This is a genomic window from Chitinophaga varians, from assembly GCF_014529945.1.
Lineage (GTDB): Bacteria > Bacteroidota > Bacteroidia > Chitinophagales > Chitinophagaceae > Chitinophaga > Chitinophaga varians.
This window is the reverse complement of sequence record NZ_JACVFB010000003.1, coordinates 64,044-89,230: the sequence shown is the minus strand read 5'-3', so window position 1 is coordinate 89,230 and position 25,187 is coordinate 64,044. Positions and strand designations below refer to the sequence as shown.

19 protein-coding genes are annotated in these 25,187 nt (G+C 50.5%); 10 read left to right on the top strand and 9 right to left on the bottom strand.

Annotated elements, in window-relative coordinates:
• Window positions 1-3: 3 nt before the first annotated feature.
• The 3 genes from ICL55_RS14840 to ICL55_RS14830 form a co-directional block, all read right to left on the bottom strand.
• Entirely contained in the window at window positions 4-3,426 is a 3,423-nt protein-coding gene (locus tag ICL55_RS14840) for a SusC/RagA family TonB-linked outer membrane protein (RefSeq protein WP_188098565.1), read from the bottom strand.
• Window positions 3,427-3,473: 47 nt separating this feature from the next.
• Window positions 3,474-4,463, bottom strand: a complete 990-nt coding sequence (locus ICL55_RS14835; RefSeq protein WP_223151457.1) for a FecR family protein — start codon at window positions 4,461-4,463, stop codon at window positions 3,474-3,476.
• 198 nt (window positions 4,464-4,661) lie between these two features.
• Window positions 4,662-5,231: an RNA polymerase sigma-70 factor gene (locus ICL55_RS14830; RefSeq protein WP_188098560.1), complete on the bottom strand. Its 570-nt coding sequence runs from the start codon at window positions 5,229-5,231 to the stop codon at window positions 4,662-4,664.
• Window positions 5,232-5,498: 267 nt separating this feature from the next.
• Here ICL55_RS14830 and ICL55_RS14825 point away from each other — a divergent pair, with 267 nt between their 5' ends.
• Window positions 5,499-6,398, top strand: coding sequence for a Nif3-like dinuclear metal center hexameric protein (locus ICL55_RS14825; RefSeq protein WP_188098557.1), 900 nt, complete (start codon window positions 5,499-5,501; stop codon window positions 6,396-6,398).
• Between the two features lie 65 nt (window positions 6,399-6,463).
• On the opposite strand, the gene ICL55_RS14820 is transcribed toward ICL55_RS14825, so the two are convergent.
• Both ICL55_RS14820 and ICL55_RS14815 read right to left on the bottom strand, forming a co-directional pair.
• Window positions 6,464-8,917 carry a TonB-dependent receptor gene (locus tag ICL55_RS14820; protein WP_188098555.1) on the bottom strand — a complete coding sequence of 818 codons (2,454 nt, stop codon included), beginning with the start codon at window positions 8,915-8,917 and terminating at the stop codon, window positions 6,464-6,466.
• An 83-nt stretch (window positions 8,918-9,000) separates the two neighbouring features.
• Window positions 9,001-10,002, bottom strand: coding sequence for a helix-turn-helix transcriptional regulator (locus ICL55_RS14815; RefSeq protein ID WP_188098552.1), 1,002 nt, complete (start codon window positions 10,000-10,002; stop codon window positions 9,001-9,003).
• Between the two features lie 166 nt (window positions 10,003-10,168).
• Between ICL55_RS14815 and ICL55_RS14810 the strand changes: the two genes are divergently transcribed.
• The 3 genes from ICL55_RS14810 to ICL55_RS14800 are packed head-to-tail and all read left to right on the top strand — an operon-like array spanning window position 10,169 to window position 14,485.
• A complete protein-coding gene (locus ICL55_RS14810) occupies window positions 10,169-10,984 on the top strand; it encodes a siderophore-interacting protein (RefSeq protein ID WP_188098550.1) in 816 nt (271 codons plus the stop codon).
• A complete protein-coding gene (locus ICL55_RS14805; protein ID WP_188098548.1) occupies window positions 10,981-12,726 on the top strand; it encodes an ABC transporter ATP-binding protein in 1,746 nt (581 codons plus the stop codon). The genes ICL55_RS14810 and ICL55_RS14805 overlap by 4 nt, the downstream gene beginning before the upstream one ends.
• Before the next feature lie 10 nt (window positions 12,727-12,736).
• Window positions 12,737-14,485: an ABC transporter ATP-binding protein gene (locus tag ICL55_RS14800; protein ID WP_188098546.1), complete on the top strand. Its 1,749-nt coding sequence runs from the start codon at window positions 12,737-12,739 to the stop codon at window positions 14,483-14,485.
• Between the two features lie 7 nt (window positions 14,486-14,492).
• Here the strand turns inward: ICL55_RS14800 and ICL55_RS14795 are convergent, their stop codons facing one another.
• Window positions 14,493-14,879: a VOC family protein gene (locus ICL55_RS14795; RefSeq protein WP_188098544.1), complete on the bottom strand. Its 387-nt coding sequence runs from the start codon at window positions 14,877-14,879 to the stop codon at window positions 14,493-14,495.
• A 265-nt stretch (window positions 14,880-15,144) separates the two neighbouring features.
• On the opposite strand from ICL55_RS14795, the gene ICL55_RS14790 reads away from it, so the two are divergent.
• Entirely contained in the window at window positions 15,145-15,552 is a 408-nt protein-coding gene (locus tag ICL55_RS14790) for a BrxA/BrxB family bacilliredoxin (protein WP_223151456.1), read from the top strand.
• 29 nt (window positions 15,553-15,581) lie between these two features.
• On the opposite strand, the gene ICL55_RS14785 is transcribed toward ICL55_RS14790, so the two are convergent.
• The 3 genes from ICL55_RS14785 to ICL55_RS14775 form a co-directional block, all read right to left on the bottom strand.
• Window positions 15,582-15,959 carry a hypothetical protein gene (locus tag ICL55_RS14785; RefSeq protein WP_188098540.1) on the bottom strand — a complete coding sequence of 126 codons (378 nt, stop codon included), beginning with the start codon at window positions 15,957-15,959 and terminating at the stop codon, window positions 15,582-15,584.
• A 57-nt stretch (window positions 15,960-16,016) separates the two neighbouring features.
• Window positions 16,017-16,505: a YbhB/YbcL family Raf kinase inhibitor-like protein gene (locus ICL55_RS14780; RefSeq protein ID WP_188098538.1), complete on the bottom strand. Its 489-nt coding sequence runs from the start codon at window positions 16,503-16,505 to the stop codon at window positions 16,017-16,019.
• Window positions 16,506-16,598: 93 nt separating this feature from the next.
• A complete protein-coding gene (locus ICL55_RS14775) occupies window positions 16,599-17,414 on the bottom strand; it encodes a helix-turn-helix domain-containing protein (RefSeq protein WP_188098535.1) in 816 nt (271 codons plus the stop codon).
• Between the two features lie 173 nt (window positions 17,415-17,587).
• Between ICL55_RS14775 and ICL55_RS14770 the strand changes: the two genes are divergently transcribed.
• The 5 genes from ICL55_RS14770 (at window position 17,588) to ICL55_RS14750 (ending at window position 25,186) form a co-directional block, all read left to right on the top strand.
• A complete protein-coding gene (locus tag ICL55_RS14770; RefSeq protein ID WP_188098533.1) occupies window positions 17,588-19,444 on the top strand; it encodes a WG repeat-containing protein in 1,857 nt (618 codons plus the stop codon).
• A 153-nt stretch (window positions 19,445-19,597) separates the two neighbouring features.
• Entirely contained in the window at window positions 19,598-20,185 is a 588-nt protein-coding gene (locus tag ICL55_RS14765) for an AraC family transcriptional regulator (protein WP_188098531.1), read from the top strand.
• Window positions 20,186-20,197: 12 nt separating this feature from the next.
• Complete coding sequence (locus ICL55_RS14760) at window positions 20,198-20,761, top strand: helix-turn-helix domain-containing protein (protein WP_188098528.1); 564 nt, start codon at window positions 20,198-20,200, stop codon at window positions 20,759-20,761.
• A gap of 231 nt (window positions 20,762-20,992) precedes the next feature.
• Complete coding sequence (locus tag ICL55_RS14755; protein WP_223151455.1) at window positions 20,993-22,057, top strand: efflux RND transporter periplasmic adaptor subunit; 1,065 nt, start codon at window positions 20,993-20,995, stop codon at window positions 22,055-22,057.
• A gap of 18 nt (window positions 22,058-22,075) precedes the next feature.
• Window positions 22,076-25,186, top strand: a complete 3,111-nt coding sequence (locus ICL55_RS14750; protein WP_188098524.1) for an efflux RND transporter permease subunit — start codon at window positions 22,076-22,078, stop codon at window positions 25,184-25,186.
• Window position 25,187: the final 1 nt, after the last annotated feature.

Here is a 25,187-nt window from a genome sequence, read left to right as displayed (position 1 = left end):
TGATTAGAACTTTAAATTCAGGTTGAAACCCATGCTGCGGGAGGATGGCGTCTGTAACTCATCTTTCCCGGTATCCGGATCAACGTTGGGTAATTTGGAGAACAGCAACAGGTTACGGCCAACGAGCGACAAAGAGGCGTCTTTGATAAATGTCCTGCTCATCCACTTTCCGGGCAGCTGCCAGGTGAAGTTCACTTCGCGCAGCTTCAGGAAGGTCTGGGAATAGTAGTTATTGTTGGTGTTGGCGTTGTTGCTGGTGTTGATCATATAGTCGATGTAGTTCACCGCTTTGGTATTGGGCGCGAACTTACGGGTGTCGGAGGTGATGTTACCATCTGCGTCGTACTGGATGTCTCCGGAAGTAACGATCACGCCGGGACCTACGTAGGTGTTTTTGCCGGCGTTGGCGTCATCCCTGAAAGGATTGACAGTACCGGGATGGGTACCACCCCACCACATTTTGGCGTTGGTCATAGAGTACATCATGCCACCGATACGGCCGTCTACGAGGAAACGCAGGGTGAACTGTTTGTAGCGGAATGTGTTTTCCATGCCATAGGTCCAGTCAGGATCGGAATTGCCGATGTAGCGTTGGTAAGGGTCACTTTTCGGGAAACCGTTGCTTTCGTATACAATGTTGCCGGAAGGGTCTCGTTCGTACACATAATCAAATATTCTGTCCATCCGTTCGCCCACCCTGATTTTATTCAGTTCGGTAGCGCCGCCATAGATCTCCTGTAATACCCTTTTGTATTTGCTGAAGTTCACCATTACGTCCCAACGGAAATCGGTATTGCGTACAGGCGTGCCGGTGAGCATGAATTCCCAGCCGGTGCGGAGGAATTCGTTGCCGTTCACCAGGTAAGAACCATAACCACTGCTGATGGCTACCGGCAGTTTCACGATGTTGTTATAGTCGCGGGCACGGTAGTAGGTAACATCCAGGCCTATACGATTGTCGAAGAGTTTGGTTTCCACGCCGGCTTCCCAGGCCCCGGTGGTCTGCGGATGGATGTTGGGATTGCGCAGGATATCGCTGAAGTTCAGCGAAGGGATGCCGTTCCACTTAATACCCTTGTCGTAAGTAGACAGGTGGGAGTAGGTGTAGTCATTGTTCACCGTGGCCAGTACGCCGCTGGATACCTGCGACCAGGAGCCTCTGGCTTTCAGATAAGATAACCATTTCGGCATCTTCATCAGCTCCGACAATACCACCGATCCGGATACGGAAGGGTAGAAGAAGGAGTTGTTGTTGATCGGCAGCGTGGAAATCTTGTCGTTACGACCGGTAAGTGACAGATAAAAAGCGCCCATAAATTCCATGTCCACAAAACCATAGAGGCTGCTGGTCCTTCTTTCTTCGATGAAGTTGGTGCCCAGAATGGGATTGGCGGAGTTGGAGAGGTTATAAAAACCGGGAATGGTGAGACCGTCCGTCGTGCTCCGCTGATACTTGTCGTTGCGGTAGTAGTTGGAACTGCCTACTTCGGCGTGTACGGAAAAGTTTTTGCTGAAAGCATGTTCGTAGCGGCCAATCAGGTCGGTCACAATGTCGAAGTAGTTTTCGGAACGGGCCACATAATTACCTCTGGATTTGCTGCTGTAGCCGATGTAGCTGGCAGGCTCTTTGGTGTCTTCATTCAGTCCGAAGGCATTGATGCCCGACCGCAGTTTCACGCTGAAATCCCGGTTGATCTTATAATCCAGCGTCATGGAGCCGAAGGTGTTATTCTTATAATAGCCCGTCAGCAGTTCATACGCCTGGAAATAGGGGTTGTTGTACCAGGAGGTGTTATAATTGCGCTGTTGCAGTTTTTCTTTTCCTGGCTCCCAGTAGTTGCGCAGGTCGCGGATATCCACATCGGAGCCGGTCCATAATACGAGGTTGTACAGGTAGTTCGTAGGGCCATAGCCGATAGTAGGATAGTTGTCGGAGTATTGCCGGTTGTAGGTGATACGGGCATCTACGTTCAGCCTGTCGGTAAGGTTATAGTTACCGGCGATGCTGAAAGAGCTGTTATTGAGTTGTGTATTGGGAACCACGCCCAGCTGATAGATGTGCGAAGCAGAGGCCCTGAAATTGCCTTTGTCGCTGGATTTGGTGATACTGAGGCTGTTGGTGGAGATCACGCCGGTCCGGAAGAAGTTGCGTACGTTGCTTTTTCCGCGGGACACAAACGGCAGCGGTACCAGTTTACCGGTGGCCGGATCTACCGGGCTGTTATATTGTGGTGTTTCCCAGTAGCCGCTCGGCGTGGTAGGATCTTTCTGGTCCAGCTTGGGGCCCCATATCCAGCCGGAGCCTTCTGTGCCGCCGCCGGAGCCGTCCACGTAGGCGTATTTGCCTTTAGCGCCGTTGCCGTAGGTGGTTTGTACGTCGGGGATGCGGATGAAAGAAGGCTGGAACATGGTAGAGGAGTTGACGTCCACCGACAGGTCTTTCCCTTTGCCTCTTTTGGTGGTGATCATCAGGGCGCCGAACTGACCGATGGAGCCATATAGGGCAGAAGCGGAAGTGCCTTTGAGCACGTTGATGCTTTCCACGTCATCGGGATTTACTTTCCACATGTCGGCTGTCTGATCGGGGATACCGTCTATCACGATCAGGGGCTTCTGTCCACGCAGCTGGATGGTAGCGTCGCGGAACATATCGGTGGAGTTGCGGATCACGAGGCCGGCTACACGACCGGTGAGAGAGCCGATGAGATTGGGTTCCCTGGCTTTGGTCATGTTGTCGCCTTTCACGGTTTGTACCGCATAGCCCAGCGATTTCTTTTCTTTCTGGATACCGAGGGCGGTCACCACTACTTCACTCAGTCCGGCTACATCCTGTTGCAGCGCTACGTCTATCTGTGTGCGGCCGTTCACCGGTATTTCCTGTGACTTGTATCCTACGAGCGAAAAACGCAGCACATCGCCTTCTTCCACGCCGGGCAGCGTATAGTGGCCTGTTTCGCCGGAGTTGGCCCCTTTTGTTTTTCCTTTTACGGAGATGATGACGCCAGGCAACGGGCTGTTATCTTTGGCATCGGTCACCGCACCTTTAACCGTTATCTGCGTTTGGGCGTGACCGATACCGGGCAGCGCTTTCACCGCATAGTAGTTGCCCTGTATCGGCTCACAGGTGAGGCCATAAGGACGCAGCAAGGCAGGCAGTTCGGTCGCGGGATCAGCCTGTTCCATTTTTCTGAATGTCTGTGCGCTCACGGACTTACCCGCGAGGAGGGCGCTGTTGTAGCTGAAGTTGACTTTATGTGTGTTTTCCAGTACAGGGAATACCTCCGACAACAGATAGCTTTCACGTGCGTGTTGTCTGACGGTTCCTTTTGCCATGATGTTCTGCGCTTGTGTGGTGAATGGCACAGCGGGCATCAGGCACAATAAGATCCCTACTACCTTATGATGTATAAGTAGTTTTCGTTGCATAACAATGCGTTTTAATAAAAATCCCGGGTTCGTTTAGGTGGTAATGATCACCTGGCCAGCATCATCATTACCTGGTTGTTGTGTTTATCGATCCTGATATCAAGTGATTTGGTAAGAATATGCAGCAGCACGTCCAGATCGTTGGCGGGCGTGGTGCCGGTAAATCGTAACTGCGACAGTTGTGGTGCAGCGAAGGTAACCTCTGCGCCAAATTGTTCTTCAATAAAGTCGGCTATGTCAGCCAGTGTGGCGTCCCGGAATACTTTCTGATTGTCTTTCCAGGAAGTTAGTTGCAGCGTGTCGGCCTGGAGCCGCGACAGTTGGCCGTCGCCGGCATTATAGCAGGCCATTTCTCCCGGTTGCAGTACCAGCGTGTGTCCGTGGCTGTTATCCGGCAGCCCTACTTTTACTTTACCGCTGTTGAGCACCACCTGTACGCCTTTCGTACGGGCAGCCACGTTAAAGCGGGTACCCAGCACCTGTACCGTGAGTTGGTCGCCCGCATGCACCATAAATTTTCCGGCCGCATCGGGGGCCACATCAAAGAAGGCCTGACCGTTTATCCATACTTCGCGGGAGCCTGGCTGCCAGCCAGCACTGTCGTATTGCAGCGTGGAGTTGGCATTCAGGGTAACGGCGGTGCCATCGGGCAGCATTACTTTTTTCATACTGCCGTAGCCGGTGGATACGGCTGTCAGTACCGGCTTTTGCCGGGCGGGATGGTACAGCAATACAATGGCTGCCGCCACGGCCGCTGCGGCGGCACTAACGGTAATGACCCTGCGCAATAAAGTGCGGCGGCGTGCAGGCTGTGTCACAGGCGTAGTGATAGCGGAAAGCTGCTGAAACACGCGTGTGGTGGCCGCTACATCCATGTGGGGAGCCGGTATATCTTCGATCTCATCGGGCAGCGGCATCAGGTCTTCATTACCCTCCTGCTGTAGAAACGCGATCAGCTCGGCTGTTTCTCTCGGAGTAATAGAACCATTCGCATGCTTAATAAACAACGCTCTTATATATGCCGGGTCCGGGTACATCGGTATGCTTTATTATATGATACAATTGAAAAAAAGGAAAGGACGATCCAGGGGAGAAATTTTTTTATTTTTTTTATTTCTTCATTTGAATATTGGATTTATGGATCTTGGAATTTTTTGATTTGATATTGGGGGTGTCCCTGATAACAACGAGGTCAAAAACAAATTCCAACATCAGAAAATCTCAAATTCTGTACATCAAATAAAAAAATAGAAAAATAGCAAAATGACCAAATGTTCTATCTGCTGGCGCAGGAAACGGCTGGCTTTTACAATCTGGTCTTTGACAGTATTTTTGGAGATACCCAGACGGAGGGCTATTTCTTCATGGGAGAGGCCTTCGATACGGCTGAGGCAGAATATAAGTTTACGTTGCGGAGGCAGCATGTCCAATACCCGGCTTTTCGCCCGCTGAAGGTCTGCGGCATTAACGGCATCTTCTGTGGTATTCACGGCAACAGGCTGGTGGCGGAACACGGATTGACGGAGGTCCTCATCCAGCGCGGCTTTTTTCAGAATGTTGAAAACGCAGTGCCTGACGGCCGTATACAGATAGGCTTTAATAGAAAGGGAAGGGTCGAGCTGTTGCCGGTTGATCCATACTTTCATGAATACCTCCTGTACTGCCTCTTCGGCCATTTCCGGCGCGCGGCATAACTTGCAGGCGTATCCGAAAAGAGCGTCCTTGTAGGCATAGAACAGCTCCTGAAACGCGGCAGCATCCCCATCTTTTATTTTAGATATACATTCCACTCCTAATTGACTCATGACGATATGAGGTACAAAAATCAGAACTATTTATTACCGGAATATTAAGGATCAATTAAAAACTCAAAAAGGTCCACTGCGATTTTGGTGATTTTTTCGGTGCTTCCAGGCTTTCGGAGAACTAATCGGGGATTAAGTTAGTAAAAAAGAATAATCCCGCAGGAAAAATTTATCTGCCCCCTTTTTATCTTGTGACGACCATCTTCTGCCCCCGGAAGCTTTGTTGGGCGGCATTTTTTGGCTATTTTAAGTCCAAACAACAGACTTATGAAATCAACTGGAATCAGCCGGAGAATGTTTCTTTCATCCGGCGCTGTCCTTGCAGGATCGGCGGTACTGGCTGGTAGCCCGCTGAAAGGCTGGGCTTTTACGGAGGAAACCCCCACCGTAGGACAGATCATCGATGCGTTTATAGCCCAAATCCCTTCCGGCGCTATCCCGGGCACGGTAGATACGCTCAAAGCCGGTTCCCGCGATACAAAGGTCACCGGCATCGTCACTACCATGTTCGCGACGATTGAGGTCATCAGAAAGGCCATCGATGGGAAAGCCAATTTCATCATCGCCCACGAACCTACCTTTTATAATCACCTCGATGATGTCAGCTGGCTGCAGCAAGATGATGTCTACCAATATAAAAAGGCCCTGTTGGACAAACACGGGATCGCGGTATGGCGCAATCATGATTATATCCATTCCATCCACCCCGACGGCGTCAGCAAAGGATTGGAAGATACTTTCGGCTGGCAGCCATATGCGGTGAAAGGGGAACCGGTGTATAATCTCTCTGCCCCGCAATCCCTGAGCAGTCTGATTGCCTTCTTTAAAAAGAAGCTGGGGGTGAGCAGCATGCGTTATGTGGGCGACCTGCAACAGCGCTGTCAGAAAATACTCGTGCTGCCGGGCGCTTATGGTGGTAAAACACAGATAGAAGCAATCGGGAAATACAAACCGGACGTGGTCTGTTGTGGTGAGATCTCTGAATGGGAAACGGCGGAATACGTGCGCGATGCCCGCGCCAAAGGAGATAACCTCTCGTTGGTACTGTTAGGGCACATCGCCAGCGAAGAGCCGGGGTCTGTTTTTATGATCGACTGGCTGAAGCAACATTTCCCCCAGGTGAAGGCGGCACACGTTCACCCGGGGCACTCCTTATCCTTTGCCTGAAAATAAATTTGCCTTCAACCACCGGAGCAGGTGGCTGAAGGCAAATACAGGTTAAATGGCTGGTATCAGAATTTGAAAGCGATGCTGCCGCTGAAGTTCCTGGTCTTCTGCGGATTGACGGTAGAATAACCGATCCAGTATGCTTTATTGGTGATGTTATTTAATTTGAAACCAAAGCGGAAACGGTCATTTTCATAGAAGATGCTGCCATTGAGGAGCGTATAGGCCGGCAGGTAAAAATAACCCAGCGCCTTGTCGTTCACCACTTTGTTATCGCTGGCATAGTTGCCCCCTGCGCCAAAGCCCAGTCCTTTTACCGCGCCCTGCTGGATGCGGTAGCTTACCCACAGGTTCGCCACGGTAGGGGAACCGGCGGTAGCAGGACGTAGCCCTTCCAGATTTTTCTCGGTCTTTTCGTATTTGGAGTCGTTATAGGCATAACCAGCCACTATGTCCAGGCCACGTGCAGGATGCGCAATGACTTCCACTTCCACACCTTTACTGTATTGCGTTCCATCCTGGATAGACACATTAGGAACATTGCCGGGACGGATAATATCTTTCACCCGGATATCATAATAACTGATGGTACCGGTGATCATGTCCTGAAGCAGCGATACTTTCACGCCGCCTTCCATCTGATTGGCCTGCTCCGGTTTGAAAGGTTTGCCGGAAGGATTGGTGGTCGGTTTGTTGGTGAATCCGTTCTGATAGTTGGCAAAGAGAGATACCTTGTCTTTGATAGGCTGGTACACGATACCGAATTTGGGAGACAACGCTGTTTGCGTGTAGCCGTTCTCGTATTTACCACTGACGTCGCTGTAATTTCCTTTGTTGTCGAAGTAGTCTATCCGTAAACCAGCCTGTACCAACAGGTTATCGGTGATGTTCAGCACATCGGAAACATAGGCGCTGTAAGTATTGGAGATATAATGCGAAGGGAAGGTAAAGGCCAACCCTTTGGTATCATATACTTTATCGAGGTTCCTGCGGTTGAAATCACGATAGGTAGGAATATTGCCTTTGGCGTAGATGGTATCATAAGTATTCCCACCGAAGAACTGATTGGAATGGTGATGGAAGAAGTCGATCCCGCCCACGAAACGGTTCCTCAGACTGCCGATGTTAAAGTCGCCATTGAAATTGTGTTGTATCTCCAACACGTTGTCATGGCTGTTGTTGGTGAACTGATCATTGCGGGAGATGTAACCGTTGCCCACTGCGTTGGGATCGTTCTTTACTTCTGCATCGGTGAGCAGATAGAAGTAGGGCGAAGGTCCGTTGGAGTAGCTGCTGGTGGTGGTAACGTTCGTTTGCATGCTCCATTGTGATGACAGGCGGTAGGTCATCTGCCCGAACAAATTGGTATTGCGGGAAGTCTGATACAGGTCATTCGTGGCGTAGGCGCGTTTGTAGTCGATGTTCAGTTCATCCGCCCGGTTGGTGCCCAGTTTAGCGATGGGCTGCCCGTAGGAGAAGAAGAAGGCGCTGAGGCCCGTGTTCTGGCCTGCCATGTATTCTGCATCGAAGTGGAAGGAGAGACGGTCGTTCACGCGGTAGCTGAGGCTGGGGGCTATGGCCACGTTTCTGCTGAAGCCGTAGTCCTGGAAGGAACCTTCATAGTTATAGGCAGCGTTTACCCGCATCAGCACATCCCGGTTTTTATCGAGGGGCGTGTTGATATCAGCGCTGAAGCGGTTGAAGCCGAAGCTGCCGGCTGCAAAACCTACTTCGCCACCGAAATGGTCATATGGCTTTTTGGTGACACGGTTGATCAACCCGCCGTAGCTGGTGAGGGTGCTGCCAAACAGGGTGGCAGACGGTCCTTTGATGACTTCGATCCTTTCCAGGTTAGACGCATCAATGCGGGAGGTAACGTTGCCGGCTATACCGTTGCGCAGCTGGCTCTGTACTACAAAACCACGCATGTTGTAGTAACCGCCGCCATCGCCGCCGCGGCCGGTGGCGTCCCACATCTTGGTAACACCGGTAGCGTTTTGCATGGCGTCGTCTACAGAAAATACCTGCTGTTGTTGTAACAGGTCCTTCGTAATAGTCGTATACACCTGCGGATTCTCTATATTTTTAAGCGGTATTTTAGCGACGTCGTAGGTGCTGCTGCGAGAGAGCTTGTGATGGTTGCCGGTAACGACCACTTCCTGCAACGCTTTGCTGGAGGCCTCTAAGGTAAAGGAAACAGTAGCCGTTTTGCCTTGTTCTACGGTCACTTCCCGGGTAGTTGTGCTGTAGCCGGCCACGGATATCAGCAGGTGATATTTGCCCGGCGCAATATGACGGAACACAAAAGAGCCGTCTGTTTGTGTAGTGGTGGTGATGTTAGGCTCTGCCAGCACAATCATTACTGCTTCGGCGGGGCGTGCGTCGGAGGTGAGTACTTTGCCGCGGATGCCACCCGTTTTCTCCGTCTCCGGGTCGCTGGCGGATGCGTTCAATACAAATAATAACAGTAATCCCAGTGTGACGATCTTCGATATTACAATGCCATAGCGGCGTTCCATACTTTTAAATTTTTTACAAAATTGGGAACTACCGGCCGCCGGTTTATATCGGATCAGGAAAAATAATTTACGCAATCAGGAAATTAATCCAGCGCGTCCCGGGTAAAGAGACCAGGGGATACGCCAAACTTCTTCTTAAACATCTTACTGAAATATTGTATAGAAGAATAACCAAGCTCTTCTGCTACATGCTTGATAGGCACGTTGGACAACAGCTGCTCTTTGGCCTGCACGAGTTTATATTCATTCACATAGTTAATAATACTATCATTGAATACCTCCCTGAAACCTTTCTTGAGCTTGAATTCATTGAGTCCGGAGAGTTTGGCCAGCTCACTCAGACTGGGCGGGGCAACTGCGTTGGCGATCAGGTAGTCTTTCACAAAGTGTATCCTGTCCCGGTCGTAATCTGATTTTAAGGCGCTCTTTTGATTGTTTTTCAGATGCAGATCGTAGGCCTGCGCCTCCAGTACCAACAGCTCCATACATTTAGCCTGCAGGAAGAGCAGTTTGAGCCCTCCCTGGTAGGGGCAGTTCAGGATATCGTTGATACATTGCATGGTGGCTGAACTCGAAGGAAGGCCATGCTCCGAAAGCTGCATGTCCCTGCCGGCAATGATATGATCACAAAAGGTCTGTAGTGCCGGTCCGCAGTCCTGTACCAGGTGCAGGAATTTATCTTTGGTAAAATGTATTTCAAAAAAGCGAAAGGGAATATTGGGGTCGCACTCTGCTCTACCGGAGAACCGGGGGGTGTAAAATATATTCTGCCTGTTAGGCGCCAGTACAATGGATGAATTGGCAATATGATTGGTGATCACCCCTTTGCCGGTCAATATAAAATGCAGTTCCACAATATCCCGGTAATCCGGCGCTTCCATCTGCACCCAACGGTCACGGATACACATGTCGCCATAAACGATATAGATCTCCGGCAATACAATATGCCGGAATTCAACATCTCCGAAAGATAAACTGAACTTGTCTATCCTTTCCCTGACCAGCGTTTGATTGATATCGAACAAACCGGGCATTTCAACCAGTTCCAGCCATGTGCCCGATGCGCTGCGAAAATTCATTCCCATACAACATGTTTATAAGGCGGTGAGCAGATAATAATCCGTATTGTATCAAAACAACTCCCTATTGTATAAAAAACATGAAAGCAATTTCATCAAACTTTGCGAATGCATTCGCTCCGATCCGGAAAATTTTCCGGGCGGACATCAATCAACTGTAAATCAGTACACCATGAGCAAAAAGACGATACAAGCCGAACTGACAGTCAAAAGGAAAACAACGATTACCCCTCACTATATCAGGATAACGCTTACCGGCGATGAAGTGGCACTTTTTGCCAACACCACGCCCGGCGCCAACAACAAGATTTTTATCCCCCCTGCGGGGGTCGACAAAATCTATTTCCCGGATTTTGACTACGAAAAAAAGCAATGGGTCCATCAGCCCGGGGACGTGCGCCCCGTGGTCCGTACCTATACCCACCGCGGTTATGATGCCGTCAATAGAGAGATGTACATCGATTTTGTGGTACACGGCGACAACGGCCCGGCTTCCGCATGGGCCCTGCGGTGCCAGCCCGGCGATGTATTAGGCGTGGCTATGCATGACAGGGCAACGGAGCTGGTACCAGCGGCCAACTGGTACTTCCTGATTGGCGACGCTACCGCTATCCCGGTGCTGAGCAATATCCTGGAGACCCTGCCGGCCACGGCAAAAGGCCGCGCTATTATTGAAGTACACGACGAGGCAGATGAACAGGTGATCCATACGCCTTCCGGTGTCAGCATCGACTGGCTATATAACGATAATCCTGAAGCCGGTAGCTTATTGGCTTGTACTGCGCGGAGGCAACACCTGCCGCAGCCGGGCGTGTCAAAATTCGCCTACGTGGCGGCGGAATTTTCCACCGTAAAAGCGCTGCGGCAATACTTCCGCCAGGAGCATCACTGGACAAAAGAAGAGCTGTACGCTTTCGCTTACTGGAGGGCCGGAACATCTGAAGAGCAATCCGCTCCCGAACGTCATAAAGAAAACCAGGAACTATGAAACAAACCTCTAAATCAGGCGTCGCACGACTGCTGGAAATAGCCGGCAGCAGGAAAAATATGCTGTCGCTGTCGGCGCTGCTGGCGGTACTGTATGCGGTGTTATCCCTCATCCCTTATGCGCTGGTCTACTACATCCTCAAAGCGATTACCGCCCCTCCGGTGGATATTGCGCTGGTACAGCGGTATGTCATCTGGGGCGTGGCGGCTATGCTGGCTGCCAGCGCTTTCCTGTATGCTTCCGGCATGGCGTCGCATACGGCGGCTTTCAATATCCTGTATGAGCTGCGTATGCAGATGGCGGCCAAACTGGCGAGGTTACCGCTGGGGTATATCAATAATAACAACTCCGGCGTGCTGAAAAAAATCATGGCGGACGATATTGAGCGCATCGAAAATTTTGTGGCGCACAGCATCCCTGATCTGGTGAAAGGGATCGCGCTGCCGGTACTCACACTCGGGTATCTGTTTACGGTCAACTGGCAGCTGGCACTGGTGAGCTGTATTCCCGTTGTATTGCTGGCGGTGATCATCCCGGTGATGTTCAATAAAAGTCGTATGGCGCTGATGAAGGCCTATCATCAATCTATCGAAGATATGAACACCGGCATTGTGGAATTCGTGCGGGCCATGCCGGTCATCCGCATTTTCGGTCATGATGCGGACAGCTTCGAGCGTTACAACAGCCGGGTAGATGGCTTTTATGACATGGTGATAAAATGGGTGCGGCAATCATCGCCGCCATTCGGGGTATTCATCAGTTTTGTAAGCAACGCTACGCTGCCGGTGCTGGCGCTGGGCCTGTACCTCTACTTCTCTCATGGGCTGCAGCTGTCGGTACTGTTTATGTTCCTGCTGCTGGGCGTGGGATATATACGTCCGTTGTTTTCTTTGTCCAGCCTGGGTTCGCAGATATCCGTTATCAGTCACGGTGTAAAGCGGCTGGATGAAGTGTTGTTCAGCGAAGAGCAACAAACAGCAGGGAACGAAACGTTGCGCAACGGCTATGATCTCCGGTTTAAACAGGTTTCGTTTGGGTATGATGATACACGGGAAGTATTGCGGAATGTGAGTTTCACGGTGCCGCAGGGCACCGTCACCGCCCTGGTGGGACCTTCGGGCTCGGGCAAGTCCACTATCGCGCAGTTGATACCGCGCTTCTGGGATGTGCAACAGGGAACGATTTACATCGGAGATACAGATATAAAGCAGGTAGCAACATCGGAGCTGATGCAGCTGGTGTCTTTTGTGTTCCAGGATAATTTTATGTTCCGGCAAACGCTCTATGATAATATCAGGATGGGGATGGACAAGACCGAGGCAGAAGTGATAGCCGCCGCTAAAGCGGCACAATGCCACGATTTTATTATATCACTACCGCTGGGTTACCAAACGCTGTGGGGCGCCGGCGGCGTGCATTTGAGCGGTGGGGAGCAACAGCGCGTCCAGCTGGCGAGGGCTATTCTGAAAGACGCGCCCATCATCGTGTTGGACGAAGCCACTGCATTCAGTGATCCGGAGAACGAATACCTGATACAACAGGCCTTTGGTAAACTGATACGGAACAAGACCGTGGTGGTGATCGCGCATCGGCTGAGCACCATTACGAATAGTGATCAGATTATTGTGATGGACAAGGGGCAGATAACGGGCCGCGGCAGACACGAAGAATTATTGCGGGACTGTGCCCCCTATCAGCGCATGTGGGACGCGCACACCCGTGCGAAATCTTTTGTTATTTAATATTCATGGTATGATCCAAAACCTACGCTATATTTTCAAAGCGGCGCCGGCATTGGTGAGGAAAAGCATCCTGCTGGAATGTTTGCACAGCATGTTTGTGGCGGTGCCAACAGGTTTCCTGTTGCTCATTATTCAGGAGCTGTTTTCACCTAATCCTCATCAGCAGCGCTTGTGGAGCTACGTCGCTATCATGACGGGGCTGTTACTGATACAACTATTTGTTTCCGTGAAGACGTTTGTCGTCTCCAATAAAATGACCTATACGCTCTCCACCGTTTTACGGGTGAAGCTGGGACAGCAGCTGCAAAAAATCTCCATGGGTGCTTTCAAACAGCGGGACCCGGGAGATCTGGCTTCGGTGGTACTGCAGGACGTGGCCAATTTCGAATTGATTTTCGGGCATACCGTGGGAGGTTTGGCGGCGGCCTGTTTCGCTTTTGTCATCGTATCTGTTTTTCTCTTTATCACAGACTGGCGGTTGGCGCTGGTGCTGTGGCTGGCATTGCCGCTGGTATGGCTGTTGACGCAGGTGGCCACCTGGCTGATGCAGCGGCCGGGCGTGAAACATATCGAAGCCCGTAACGCTACAGGCGCGCGGTTCCTGGAGTATGTAACGGGTATCCGGCATATCAAATCCTACGGCATGACGGGTGACCGCTTCAGCACCTTACAACAGGCGTTGGATGATTTTCGTCGCGCCAGTATCCGTACGGAAGGCATTCCGGGGCCTTTTATGCTGCTCGCGGCTGCGGTGCTGGAAGCCTGTTTTTTGGTGATGATATTGGCAGGGGCCCATTTTTTTGCCGGCGGTAGTTTGTCTATTCCCGCACTGGTGGCTTTCCTTATTATGGGGTACCGATTATATGAACCGATCAAAATTGTGCTGGTGGACTATACGTTGCTGCGTTATATGAACATTAGTATGGGCCGCATCATTGAAGTGTTGGAAACGCCGGTGCAGCAAGGCGGACGGGCATGGCACCCTGCTGGTCACCATATCTGCTTTGAACGGGTAAATTTCTCTTACCTGCCTGGGCAGCCGGTATTGCAGGACGTATCATTTCATATTCCGGAGAAAACACTGACAGCCCTTGTGGGGCCATCCGGTTCGGGGAAGACTACGGTTACCTCCCTGATCGCCCGCTTCTGGGATGCCGATAGCGGCAGTGTGAAAATCGGTGGCGCCGATGTACGGGACATGGAGCCGGCCACGGTGTACAGCCTGATCAGTGAAGTGTTTCAGGAGGTGTACCTTTTTGACGATACCATCTACAACAACATTCGCTACGGTAATCCGCAGGCCACCTATGAACAGGTGATCGACGCAGCAGACCGTGCCCTCGTGATGGAGTTTGCCTGGGAGATGCCTGACGGCATCAACAGCAGGGTTGGAGAGAATGGCAATCGCCTCTCCGGCGGACAGAAACAGCGAATCAGCATAGCACGGGCGCTGCTGAAAAACGCGCCGATCGTATTGCTGGATGAAGCGACGGCCTCACTGGACCCGGAAAATGAGGTGCAGATACAGCAGGCTATCCAGCAGCTGGTAAAAGAAAAAACAGTGATCGTTATCGCTCACAAGCTCAGCACGATCGTTCGGGCCGATCAGATACTGGTGCTGAAAGACGGGCGCATACACGAAAGCGGAAACCATGCTATGCTGTTGGAAAATAAAGGGCTGTACGCCAGACTATGGGACATACAACAACGTGCCGGCGGATGGAAGTTAAGCCAGGAGGAAGTTCCCCAGGTGTTGTAACGACATACTACATACGAAATACGTTGAATTTATGGCCGTCAGGATCGGTAAACACGAAACCGTAATAATCGTTTCCAAACGCTTCCGGTTGGGAAACGATGGTCCCTCCGGCTTGCTGTATCTCTTTTGCCCAGCTGTCCACTTCTTCGTTCGTATCGGCAGCAAGGGTGAATATAATTTCATTGCCGGTACTGGTAGCCATGAGGGGCCCCTTCATGGCCGGTTCGAGCACGTCCTTCAGAAAAAAGTGGATGATAAAACTATCATCGCCGACGAAGAAACTGGTCAGCTGCTCCGAAGCGCCGTTGTGTTTGAAGCCTAGTTGTTTATAAAAAGCAGTGGTGCGCTCTAAATTCTGAACGCCGAAATTAGCCCAGATTTTTTTCGTTTTCATAACTGACGGGTTTAATGATGAAAGGTTTTTTATGAAGTGTGTTGCTATGGATCTCAAAGATATGTCGATAAGCTTATTGGCAGGGTGGTCGTTTGCGAACTTTTTCGGGGCGTTTCCGACATTCTGAAATCTGCGTCAGAAAAAAAGAGACCTCTGTAAAGCGGTATCTACCGATAACATTTTGGTGATTTTGATGTTATAAGACGTGATATGATTACCCTTTTTTTAAACCTCAAAACAGATTGTTATGCCCTACTCCCCGTTAATGATTAAACCATTTAAAGATGAGCTTCTTGACGTAGGCGTAAAAGAACTGCTTACTGCTGCAGACGTAGACAAAGTGATGTCCGAGTCCGGAACAACACTGGTGATCATCAATAGTGTCTGCGGCTGCGCCGCCGGTATGGCCCGCCCCGCCATCCGGAAAATCATGGAAGATAGCAGTATTAAGAAGCCGGACCGGGTCGTGACGGTGTTTGCGGGTCAGGACCTGGAAGCTACTGCGCGTTTTCGCAGTTACATCGCAGACATTCCACCTTCTTCACCCGCTATCGCCCTGTTTAAAGACAATGAACTGGTGTATTTCATTCCGAAGTTCAGGATTGAAAGCAGGGATGCGAACGCTGTCGCGGAGGACCTGATGAGTGTCCTTGAAGAGTATGTTGCCGTATAAATAATGGCCGGGTCATTACGATCCGGCTTTTATTTCACAGCGCTTTCTGCTGCTTTAAATATCTCCGGACACACTTGCTGTAGCCTCAACTGGCACACTATCTCCCGGGATATCTGCTGTTGTGTCAACAGTCCCTGCGGCAACAAAAACAATCCTTTCAACACGCAGGGCGCTTTACTGACAGTGATGGCAAATACACAAAAGCCGTGAGGAATACCCTCTCTTTTAGGATAGTAGCGGTTTTCATATACACTGATGTAGGGGTCTGTTAATACCAGATCATATTTACTGCAAACCAGTGAACCATTCTCCAGGTAAAAATGATGATGGAAGCCTTGTGCCTCATAGTGTCTGCTGAGGCTACACAGCTCCTGCTCAAGATCTTCGCAGATGTATGTTGAATGCATGGCGTATGATGTTGAAGTACAATAGTCCCGGTACCGTCATCATACCGGGACATGCTTTTAATGTTTTTGGCCGTACACCACCATTGAAGCCCTGGCCAGTGTAACAAAGTGGAGATTAAAGCCTACCAACGCCGGTGTGGCCTCTTTGTGCAGTTCCAGTTTTTCACGGAGGGCGTGTACGGTGATCAGATAACGGTGAGCCGGGCCGTCATTGGGAGCCACGCCGATGTAACCGGGCATACCTGCATCTGTATTACTTTGTATCGCTCCTGCCGGAAGCAGGTTTTTCTCCGGCGTACCGGCGCCTGCAGCCAACTCATGAATGTCTGAGGGGATATTGAAAACCACCCAGTGCCAGAAACCGCTGCCGGTAGGCGCATCCAGATCATAGATGGTGACCGCGAAGCTTTGTGTAGCGGCGGGCGCATGCTCCCAATAGAGTTGTGGCGACTGGTTATTGCCCGTATAGCCCATACCGTTAGCATAATGTTGAGGGCCCAGTTGTCCGCCTAATTCGTTGCTCTTTAAAGTGAAAGACGTTGCCATATTCTTTTCTTTTTATTTGAATGATGGCTCAAAGGTAGCGCCCATGCGAGGCTGCAAACGATAGGCAACCGGTCAGAAAGTATGGCTAAACGTTCAATTTGACAGTTGATACTGTTTGGGGGTGATACCGTAAATCTGTTTGAAGGATTGAATAAAGCTGGAAAGATTTTCGTAACCCAGCTCATAGTAAATTTCACTGGCCTTGCGGTTGTCCTGCCGCAGCATGGTGGCGGCCCGCTCCATTCTTTTCTCCAGTAGCCATCTGTTGGGGCTGTTGCCATACATCCGGGCAAACTTACGCTTGAAAGAAGACAGGCTCATATTACAGAGAAAGGCCAGCTCTTCTACCGTGATGCTGTGGTCCATATGGGAAGTGACCGCCTGGCGGATCATCAGGTCTTCGCCCGCTTCGGTATGCATATTCCGCATCCGTTGCATTTGTTCCGGGCTGTGTATGGCCAGATACAGGAACAATTCTTCCAGTTTTACTTTTCGCAGATCGGGGTGGATAGCCTGCCCGCTCCGGAGCATACAATCCAGCGAGTGAATGAAACTTACGAGGAACTCATCTTTCTCAAACAGCACAAACGGTTCGGCAGACGTTTGGGTAGACTGGCCCGACAACGAAGGGTGACGGTCAAAAAAATCGGACAGCAGTTTACCCTCAAAGAGCAGGAGAATGGCGTGATAGGCCGCTTCTTTGGAGGCCAGCTTTTCACTCATCAGACAGTTGCCCGCAGCTAACATGATAAACTGGTGCGGCTTTACGGTCACCTGTGTGCCGGCAAAATGAACTGTTTTCTCTCCCTCCAGCAGAAAGGTGAACATATTTTGTTGCAGGGTTATCTGTGCCCTGGCAGCAGGTTGATGGGTGCGGTGGCGAAGAATGGATAAAGCATGGTCCTTCATAAAAACACTGATGATAATGATACCGGCGACGGCATAAAGTTAGCGCATTCCGGTATATAATCCGGCCGGCATAAGTCGTTGCTTTTTTGATAGTTAGCATTTTTTAACTATTTTTCGCCCGTAAGGGTTTGTTATATCCAATTCCCCCATGTTTTAAATATTAATAACGATCAATGAGGAAAACCGCCATTCGATTTAGTACATGCGTAGCAGTGATGCTTGCTTCGCAGGCATGTAAAAGCCACAAGCCATCCCAGTTTGTAGTAGACTTTGTAAAACAATTAGACGGCAAAAGTCTGGACGAAGCGAAAGCACAATTGGAAGACGAAAATGAAAAAGTAGGCGCTTTCATCCGATTCATGGGAAATTTCAAAGACGAGGATAAGCCGCAACATTTTAAGCCGGAAGATGAAAGAGAGGGCACCCCTTTTTCTATTGCAGATCCGGCGCAGATGGAGGAGGCCTATCAGTTGGCCCTCAGCGATGTGGGTTTCAACCAGAAGTATGGCAACGGCTACAGCCAGCTGGAACCGGACGGACCTTCCCTGCGTAGAGGCTCCGCGGAAACGCCCGTTTTTGTTACCAAAGAAATATACTTCCACGACGGAAGCAAACAATCAGAGAAGCTCGACCTGAGTGAGTCTCACCGGTTAAGTTCCCTGAAAACAATCGATAGTGTCCTGACAGAGGCAACGTACAGTTATCCGGTGAAAACGGCCGTTATTCAGTTGGATAATCAGCATGATAAGGCCGACTTTAAAGGTACTGCCGTTAAATTGGTGCGTATCCAGGACAACTTTGTCCGGGTGTCCCTGAAGAAGGAAGCCTACAAAGGTTACCTCGAAATGGAAGCATTTAATAAGGATGGTAAGCAGCTGGACCGGACCAGTTATACCAGAGCACCGGAAGGTGGCGAAAACATCCAGGTGCTGCTGAAAGACTATAAAAAAATAGTGGAAGGACTGTTGAAAAACCTGGAGAAAGGCGCCTATAAAGACATGGCGGCCCTGCAGAAAGACATCCTGGACAAAATGCCGTCCGAAACACCTTTCGACGATGTGGACGAAGGTTACGTGGATGCCTACTTCAAAGGAAATGTGGCGAAGATCAAAATACATATCCAGGATGGGACTAAAGAAGGAAAGAAAACCATCGTCTTACGTAACCTGGAACCTAACCATACCGGTTTGATGATGGTAGGAGAGGGCGCCAGCGGTAAATTCGGATTTATAGACGCCGCTACCGGCAAAATAGCGGTCCCTTACAAGTATGAAAACCTGCATCAGATCACGCCCTGGTTCTTTGCCAACGGCAAGGCCCCTGTGTTTCAGTATTATCGCCTGGATACCGCTGCCAAACAGCTGGTGCCCATTAAAGAACATGTGGAGTCCCTGTCAGAGGACCTGGTGAAAGCTTCTCCCAACAGAATAGAAGACAGGATATTTGGCGTGATGACCTCCGCTGGCCAAATGCTGCTGCCCATGGAATTTGTGGACATCACCGTTGATCCTGCCACCAAACTGATATTCGCTAATAAATCGGAAGAAGATGGACCACTGGCCGGTGTGACCACTATTTACGACCGTACCGGCAAAGCGGTAGCCGGCCCTTACGTTACCTCCGGCGTTTTCACCAATGGCTTGTTGCTGGTGACTGACAAACAGGGCAACAGCTTCTTTATCAATCCTCAGGGTGGTAAGGTGATCAACCTGAAAGGTTACTACAATATGAGGCCTTTTAGCGATGGTCTGGCTATGGTGACGAACGCAGATGGTAAGTATGGCTTCCTGAATCCACAGGGTAAGGTAGGCATTCCGTTTGAATACAAGTCAGCTACAGACTTCAACCTTGGCCTTTCGCAGGTGGTCCGTATGAATAATGATGTAGAGGAAGTAGCGCTGATCAACACTTCCGGCGCTGTAGTAGTACCGTTCGCCCCTTCTGCTCACAACGATACGGATGGCGAGGGCGCATCCAGAATATACACCATGCAAGACAAAAAATTCGATGCATGGGGTAAACAGAAGTAGTCATATTTTATCCATAAAAGGAAACGGGTTACAGCAACTGTAACCCGTTTCCTTTTATGTCATACCAACAATAATATAAATGTTTTTAAAAATTGTATAACAATATCCCGGTGGCTTATGACAATTTTGCATAAACTCAAATAATTGGGGCTTATGCTAAGCAACTACAAGGTTTTTATCAAAGGGATGGTTTGCGACAGATGTATCCTTACTATCAAAGATGTGTTCCGGGACCTGGACATTCCGGTGGTCAACATCAACCTTGGAGAGGTGACTACGGTGTCTGCCCTGTCTGCCCCCGATATGGTGATGCTCAGTAAAAGGCTGGCCGCACTGGGTTTCACGCTCCTGGAAGACAGGAAAACAAAACTGGTGCGTGACATAAAAATGCTGGTGGAGCAGGTGTATTCAGGCAATTATGATTTCCCGGACCACTTCCGTTTCTCCGATGTGGTCATTCATTCGCTCAACAAAGACTATGACACGGCTGCCGCGATTTTTTCTGAATCGGAAGATGTTACACTGGAGAAATACATCATGGAATACCGAATAGAGAAAACGAAGGAGCTGCTGGTATATACCGATGAAACCCTCGCCGACATGGCGTATAAACTGGGATTTAGCAGCGCTGCGCATTTATCACGACAGTTTAAAGCTACAACAGGGCTGAATACATCCTATTTCAAAGAAATCCGTAAAACCAAAATCGCTCTTTCACAGGAAGAAGAGCCCCTGCCTTAAAATAATCATCCTATGGAAAAAGTCAGCATAAAAAACATGGTATGCAACCGCTGCGTCATGGTGGTAGCACAACATGTTGAAAAACTGAATATCGGCCTTCAGCAGGTGACGCTGGGGGAATTGACCTTTAAGCACCATATTACTACTGCACAAAAAAAACAGGTGACCCATACGCTGATGTCATTGGGGTTTGAAGTGATTGATGATGAAAAAACAAAGATAGTAGAGAGAATAAAACATATTATTATAGACCTTGTGCATCATCAGGAAAAAGAGGTCAACAGTAACCTTTCCGCTATCCTCAGTACAGATTTAAATTGCGCATACAGTTACCTCTCCGGTATTTTTTCAGAGATCACCGGTAATACTATTCAGAAGTATTACATCGCCCAGAAGATAGAGCGGGCCAAGGAACTGCTGGACTACGATGAACTTACTTTAAGTGAGATCGCCGACCGTCTTAATTATTCCAGCGTGGCCTATTTAAGCAACCAGTTCAAAAAGGTGGCCGGGCTGGCCCCGAGTGCGTATAAACAGCATCGGCGTGGAAAGCGAACGGCGCTCGATAAATTATAACGTCAAGCCCGGGAAAATCATGAGCCTCCTCACCGGTTCCGGCTTTTAGCCTGAAAGAAATTGAATAACATCTTAGCCCAGGGTTTCACCCCCTGGGTTTTTTATTTTAGGTCGGCCCCGGTATATAATCTTACAAACCTTTACGCCTATAGTATAATAGACAGGGCTATGGCCGGTTCTACATTTGTGGTGAATAAAAAAACAATAAGCATTCACATTAATCACCATGTTATGTTGCGAATTCCCATTTGTCCGATCCTGTTGTCACTGGCTGTTTCCGCGAGCTTCCTGGCTTCGTGCAGCAACGGCAAGTCTGCTCCGAAGGGAGCCACTGTGACAGCAGCGCCATCACCGGCACTTCCCGTTGATATAATACTGGCCAGGGAGGAAGCCCTCCACCAGCTTGAAAGCATATCCGGTACCACACTGCCTTTCCGGGAGGTGACTATCAGAAGCGAAGTACCACAGCGTGTGCTGCATGTGGGCTTTCAGGACGGCGCCCATGTTGCCGAAGGACAACTTTTATACAAGCTCAATGATGCCGAGCTGCAGGCGCGACTGAAGCAGCTTTCCGCAGAACTCGAACTGGCAGGGATAAACGAAAAACGATTCGCTGAGCTGCTGAAAACAGAAGCGGTAAAACAGCAGGAGTACGATGAAGTGGCCACCAGGCTACATGTACTGAAGGCTCAAAAAGAACTGCTGCAGGCCGAGCTGGCGAAAACGGCTATCCATGCACCTTTTGCTGGTAGGATAGGTATCACTAAAGTAGTGGCCGGCGCTTATGTAGCGCCTAATGTAGAGCTGGTAAGCCTGCAGGACCTGAACCAGATCAAAATCAATTTTGCGGTGCCGGAAAAATACCTGCCACTGATTCAGACAGGTGGCACCGTCCATTTCACCACAGGCGTTTCCAGCGAGGAATATACCGCTGTCATCAAGGCAACAGAGCCCGGTGTGGACGCAGACAACAGAAGTATGCTGGTGCAGGCCGTGGCGGCCAACCCTGGCGGAAAACTGAAAGGCGGCCTGTCTGCCAGGATCTTCTTCTCTACGGCCGGTGCTGACGCCAAAGGCATTACCATCCCCACAGAAGCACTGATTCCAGGCGGCAACGGCTACGCTGTTTTCGTCAAAAAAGGCGGAACGGCCAGGATGTCGCCGGTGGTGATCGGCAGCCGAACGGAAACACATGCCGTCATCACTTCCGGGCTGCAGGACGGCGACAGCGTCATCGTCTCCAATATCCTGCGGCTGGGTGATGGCGCACCGGTACAGGCAGTGGCCTCAAAATAAGACTTCAAACTATCTATCATGAACTTACCAACAATAAGCATAAAAAAGCCGGTTCTGGGAGGTGTATTCTCCGTCCTGATCATCATCATGGGACTGGTAGGATGGAAGAACCTGGGCATCCGGGAGTTTCCGCTGACGGAAGCGCCGGTCATCTCTGTGGTCACCTTCTATCCCGGCGCCAGCCCTGATGTCATCGCCTCTAAGATCACGCGGCCAATAGAAGAGTCGCTGGCGGAAGCCGGCGGCGTGCGCACCATCTCCTCTGAATCCAGAGAGCAGGCCAGCGTCATTTCTGTGGAATTTAACCGCGATGTGGACCTGGAAGATGCGCTGAACGACGTGCGTGACAAGGTAGCGAAATCCCGCAACCAGCTGCCCGCCGACGTAGATCCGCCTATCGTGGAGAAAGCCAGTTCCGCAGACAACCTCGTGGCTTTCCTCGAAGTGGAAAGTGACACCAAAGACATCAAAGAAGTCAGCCACCTGGCGGCTACCGTCATCAAAGATCGGATGCAGTCCATACCAGGCATCAACCGCGTGGCCGTGGTGGGCGAACACAAATACGCGATGCGGTTGCGGTTCGACCCCGTGAAACTGGCAGCTTACCGCCTCACGCCGGAAGACATCCGTATGGCGCTGCTCCGGGAAAACATGGACCTCCCTTCCGGAAAAATTGAAGGCAGCACCACGGAGCTGAGTGTCCGCACCATGGGAAGACTCACCACCGCCGCGGAATTCAACGAAATGATCATCAAACAGTCGGGCACCTCGGTGGTCCGCCTGAAAGATATCGGTTTTGCGGAACTGGGAGAACACAACGAACGCACCGCCATCATCAATGAAACAGGCAATGCCAACCGCGTAGGCATAGGAATCGCCATTCAGATACAACGCGGCGCCAACGCTATCGAAGTGGTGGATGAATTCTACCGCCGCCTCGAACAACTCCGCAAGGAGATCCCCAAAGATTACCGGCTGATCGTCGGTTTCGATTTCACCAAGCCGGTGAGAGAGTCCATCAAAGAAGTGGAAGAAACGCTTTTCATTGCCTTCGGACTGGTGGTGCTCATCATCTTCCTGTTTCTGAGAGACTGGCGTTCTACCATCATCCCCGTGCTGGCTATTCCCGTATCTATCCTCTCTGCGTTTTTCATTATGTACATCGCAGGCTTTTCCATTAACGTACTGACGTTGCTGGGACTGGTATTGGCTATCGGCCTGGTGGTGGACGATGCGATTGTGGTGTTGGAAAACATCTACAAAAAAGTAGAAGAGGGCATGACACCGGTACAGGCGGCATTCAAAGGTTCCAAAGAAATCTACTTTGCGGTTATCTCCACCACTATTACGCTGGCCGCCGTATTCCTGCCCATTGTGTTCATGGGTGGTATCAGCGGACAGCTGTTCAAAGAGTTCGCCATTGTGGTGTCCGGATCAGTGCTGGTATCGGCGTTTGTGGCACTAACGTTGTCGCCTATGCTGAGTGCTTACCTGTTGAAGAAACAGGAAAGGCCTAACTGGTTCCAACGAAAAACCGAGCCTTTCTTTGTGCGCCTGAATAACGGTTACGCACATATGTTGAAACGTTTTATGAAGGTGCGCTGGATGGCGTGGGTATTTCTGTTAGGTGGCGGTGTCGTGATCTGGGCCGTGGGCAGGAAACTGCCGTCTGAGCTGGCGCCCGTGGAAGACCGCTCTAATATGAGCCTGATCGCGATTGCGCCGGAAGGCGTGTCCTTCGATTATATGAAAAAACATATGACTGAAGTAGGCCGGTACGTGAATGATTCTACGGAAGGGCTGTACCAGACCTATTCTATGGTGGCGGTGTCGTTTATCCCTGCACCGGCGCCGACCAGTTTTGCCGTGCAGAGCATCTACCTGAAAGAACCCAAAGAGCGGAAGGTGACGGTGCAGCAACTGTATAACCAGTATGCGGCCGCATCCGGCAACTTCAGAGGAATGCTGCTGTTCCCTTATCTGCCGCCTACCATCGGAACACGCTACGGTGGCGGTATGCCGCTGCAGTTTGTATTGCAGGGCCCTACGCTGGATACAGTTTCCGCTGCCTTGAACAAGTTCCTGCAGGCAGCGCGGCAAAGCAGCAAACTGATGTTCGTAGATGCCGACCTGAAAATTAATAAACCTGAGCTGCAAATCAGCATCGACCGCCAGAAAGCGGCGCTGATGGGCGTTTCCATACAGGAAGTGGCGCGGGCGCTTCAGCTTTCGTTGTCGGGTCAACGTTATGGTTACTTCCTGCGCAACGATCGTCAATATGAAGTCATCGGCCAGCTGGAGCGGGAAAACAGAAATAAAATCAGTGATCTCAAAACGATCTACGTGCGCTCCGCAGGCGGTGAAATGATTTCGCTGGACAACCTGGTAACGATCAAAGAAAGCATCAGTCCCGCTTCTATCTATCGTTATGATCAATATACTTCTGCTACAGTATCTGCCGGATTAGCGCCGGGGATAAGCCTTGCAGAAGGGATTGATGAGATGAAACGTATTCAGCAGGAAGTGCTGGGCGCTAATTTCAAAACCTCCCTCGCGGGGCAGTCGAGAGACTATGAAGAGAGCCAGGGTAACATTGCCTTTACGTTGATCCTGGCGCTGCTGCTCATTTACATGATCCTTGCCGCTCAGTTTGAAAGTCTCCGTGATCCGCTGATTATTATGCTGACCGTACCAGCAGCGGTAATGGGCGCGCTGTTAAGCCTCGATTGGTTCAGCCAAAGCCTGAATGTGTTCAGCCAGATCGGTATTATCACGCTGGTGGGACTGATCACCAAGAATGGCATTCTGATCGTGGAATTTGCCAATCACCTGAAAGATAGCGGACTTTCAAAATTCGATGCCGCTATTCAGGCCGCAGAGCAGCGTTTCCGGCCCATCCTGATGACCTCTCTGGCCATGATATTCGGCGCCCTGCCGATCGCGATGACGAACAACAGCCGTCAGTCGCTCGGCATCGTCATTGCCGGCGGATTAATTTTCGCCGGTATCCTCACCCTGTTCATCATCCCTGCTGTGTATTCCTACCTGTCCGGCAACAAGCGCCGTAAGGTGGTAGAAGAAGAGCCCGACGAGGTTTTATCCGCAGTGGAAACAGCACCTGCGGGTTGAT

Coding starts and splice junctions, on each gene's coding strand:
- ICL55_RS14840 (WP_188098565.1), bottom strand. CDS start 3,426: ATGCAACGAAAACTACTTATACATCATAAGGTAGTAGGGATCTTATTG.
- ICL55_RS14835 (WP_223151457.1), bottom strand. CDS start 4,463: ATGTACCCGGACCCGGCATATATAAGAGCGTTGTTTATTAAGCATGCG.
- ICL55_RS14830 (WP_188098560.1), bottom strand. CDS start 5,231: ATGAGTCAATTAGGAGTGGAATGTATATCTAAAATAAAAGATGGGGAT.
- ICL55_RS14825 (WP_188098557.1), top strand. CDS start 5,499: ATGAAATCAACTGGAATCAGCCGGAGAATGTTTCTTTCATCCGGCGCT.
- ICL55_RS14820 (WP_188098555.1), bottom strand. CDS start 8,917: ATGGAACGCCGCTATGGCATTGTAATATCGAAGATCGTCACACTGGGA.
- ICL55_RS14815 (WP_188098552.1), bottom strand. CDS start 10,002: ATGGGAATGAATTTTCGCAGCGCATCGGGCACATGGCTGGAACTGGTT.
- ICL55_RS14810 (WP_188098550.1), top strand. CDS start 10,169: ATGAGCAAAAAGACGATACAAGCCGAACTGACAGTCAAAAGGAAAACA.
- ICL55_RS14805 (WP_188098548.1), top strand. CDS start 10,981: ATGAAACAAACCTCTAAATCAGGCGTCGCACGACTGCTGGAAATAGCC.
- ICL55_RS14800 (WP_188098546.1), top strand. CDS start 12,737: ATGATCCAAAACCTACGCTATATTTTCAAAGCGGCGCCGGCATTGGTG.
- ICL55_RS14795 (WP_188098544.1), bottom strand. CDS start 14,879: ATGAAAACGAAAAAAATCTGGGCTAATTTCGGCGTTCAGAATTTAGAG.
- ICL55_RS14790 (WP_223151456.1), top strand. CDS start 15,145: ATGATTAAACCATTTAAAGATGAGCTTCTTGACGTAGGCGTAAAAGAA.
- ICL55_RS14785 (WP_188098540.1), bottom strand. CDS start 15,959: ATGCATTCAACATACATCTGCGAAGATCTTGAGCAGGAGCTGTGTAGC.
- ICL55_RS14780 (WP_188098538.1), bottom strand. CDS start 16,505: ATGGCAACGTCTTTCACTTTAAAGAGCAACGAATTAGGCGGACAACTG.
- ICL55_RS14775 (WP_188098535.1), bottom strand. CDS start 17,414: ATGAAGGACCATGCTTTATCCATTCTTCGCCACCGCACCCATCAACCT.
- ICL55_RS14770 (WP_188098533.1), top strand. CDS start 17,588: ATGAGGAAAACCGCCATTCGATTTAGTACATGCGTAGCAGTGATGCTT.
- ICL55_RS14765 (WP_188098531.1), top strand. CDS start 19,598: ATGCTAAGCAACTACAAGGTTTTTATCAAAGGGATGGTTTGCGACAGA.
- ICL55_RS14760 (WP_188098528.1), top strand. CDS start 20,198: ATGGAAAAAGTCAGCATAAAAAACATGGTATGCAACCGCTGCGTCATG.
- ICL55_RS14755 (WP_223151455.1), top strand. CDS start 20,993: ATGTTGCGAATTCCCATTTGTCCGATCCTGTTGTCACTGGCTGTTTCC.
- ICL55_RS14750 (WP_188098524.1), top strand. CDS start 22,076: ATGAACTTACCAACAATAAGCATAAAAAAGCCGGTTCTGGGAGGTGTA.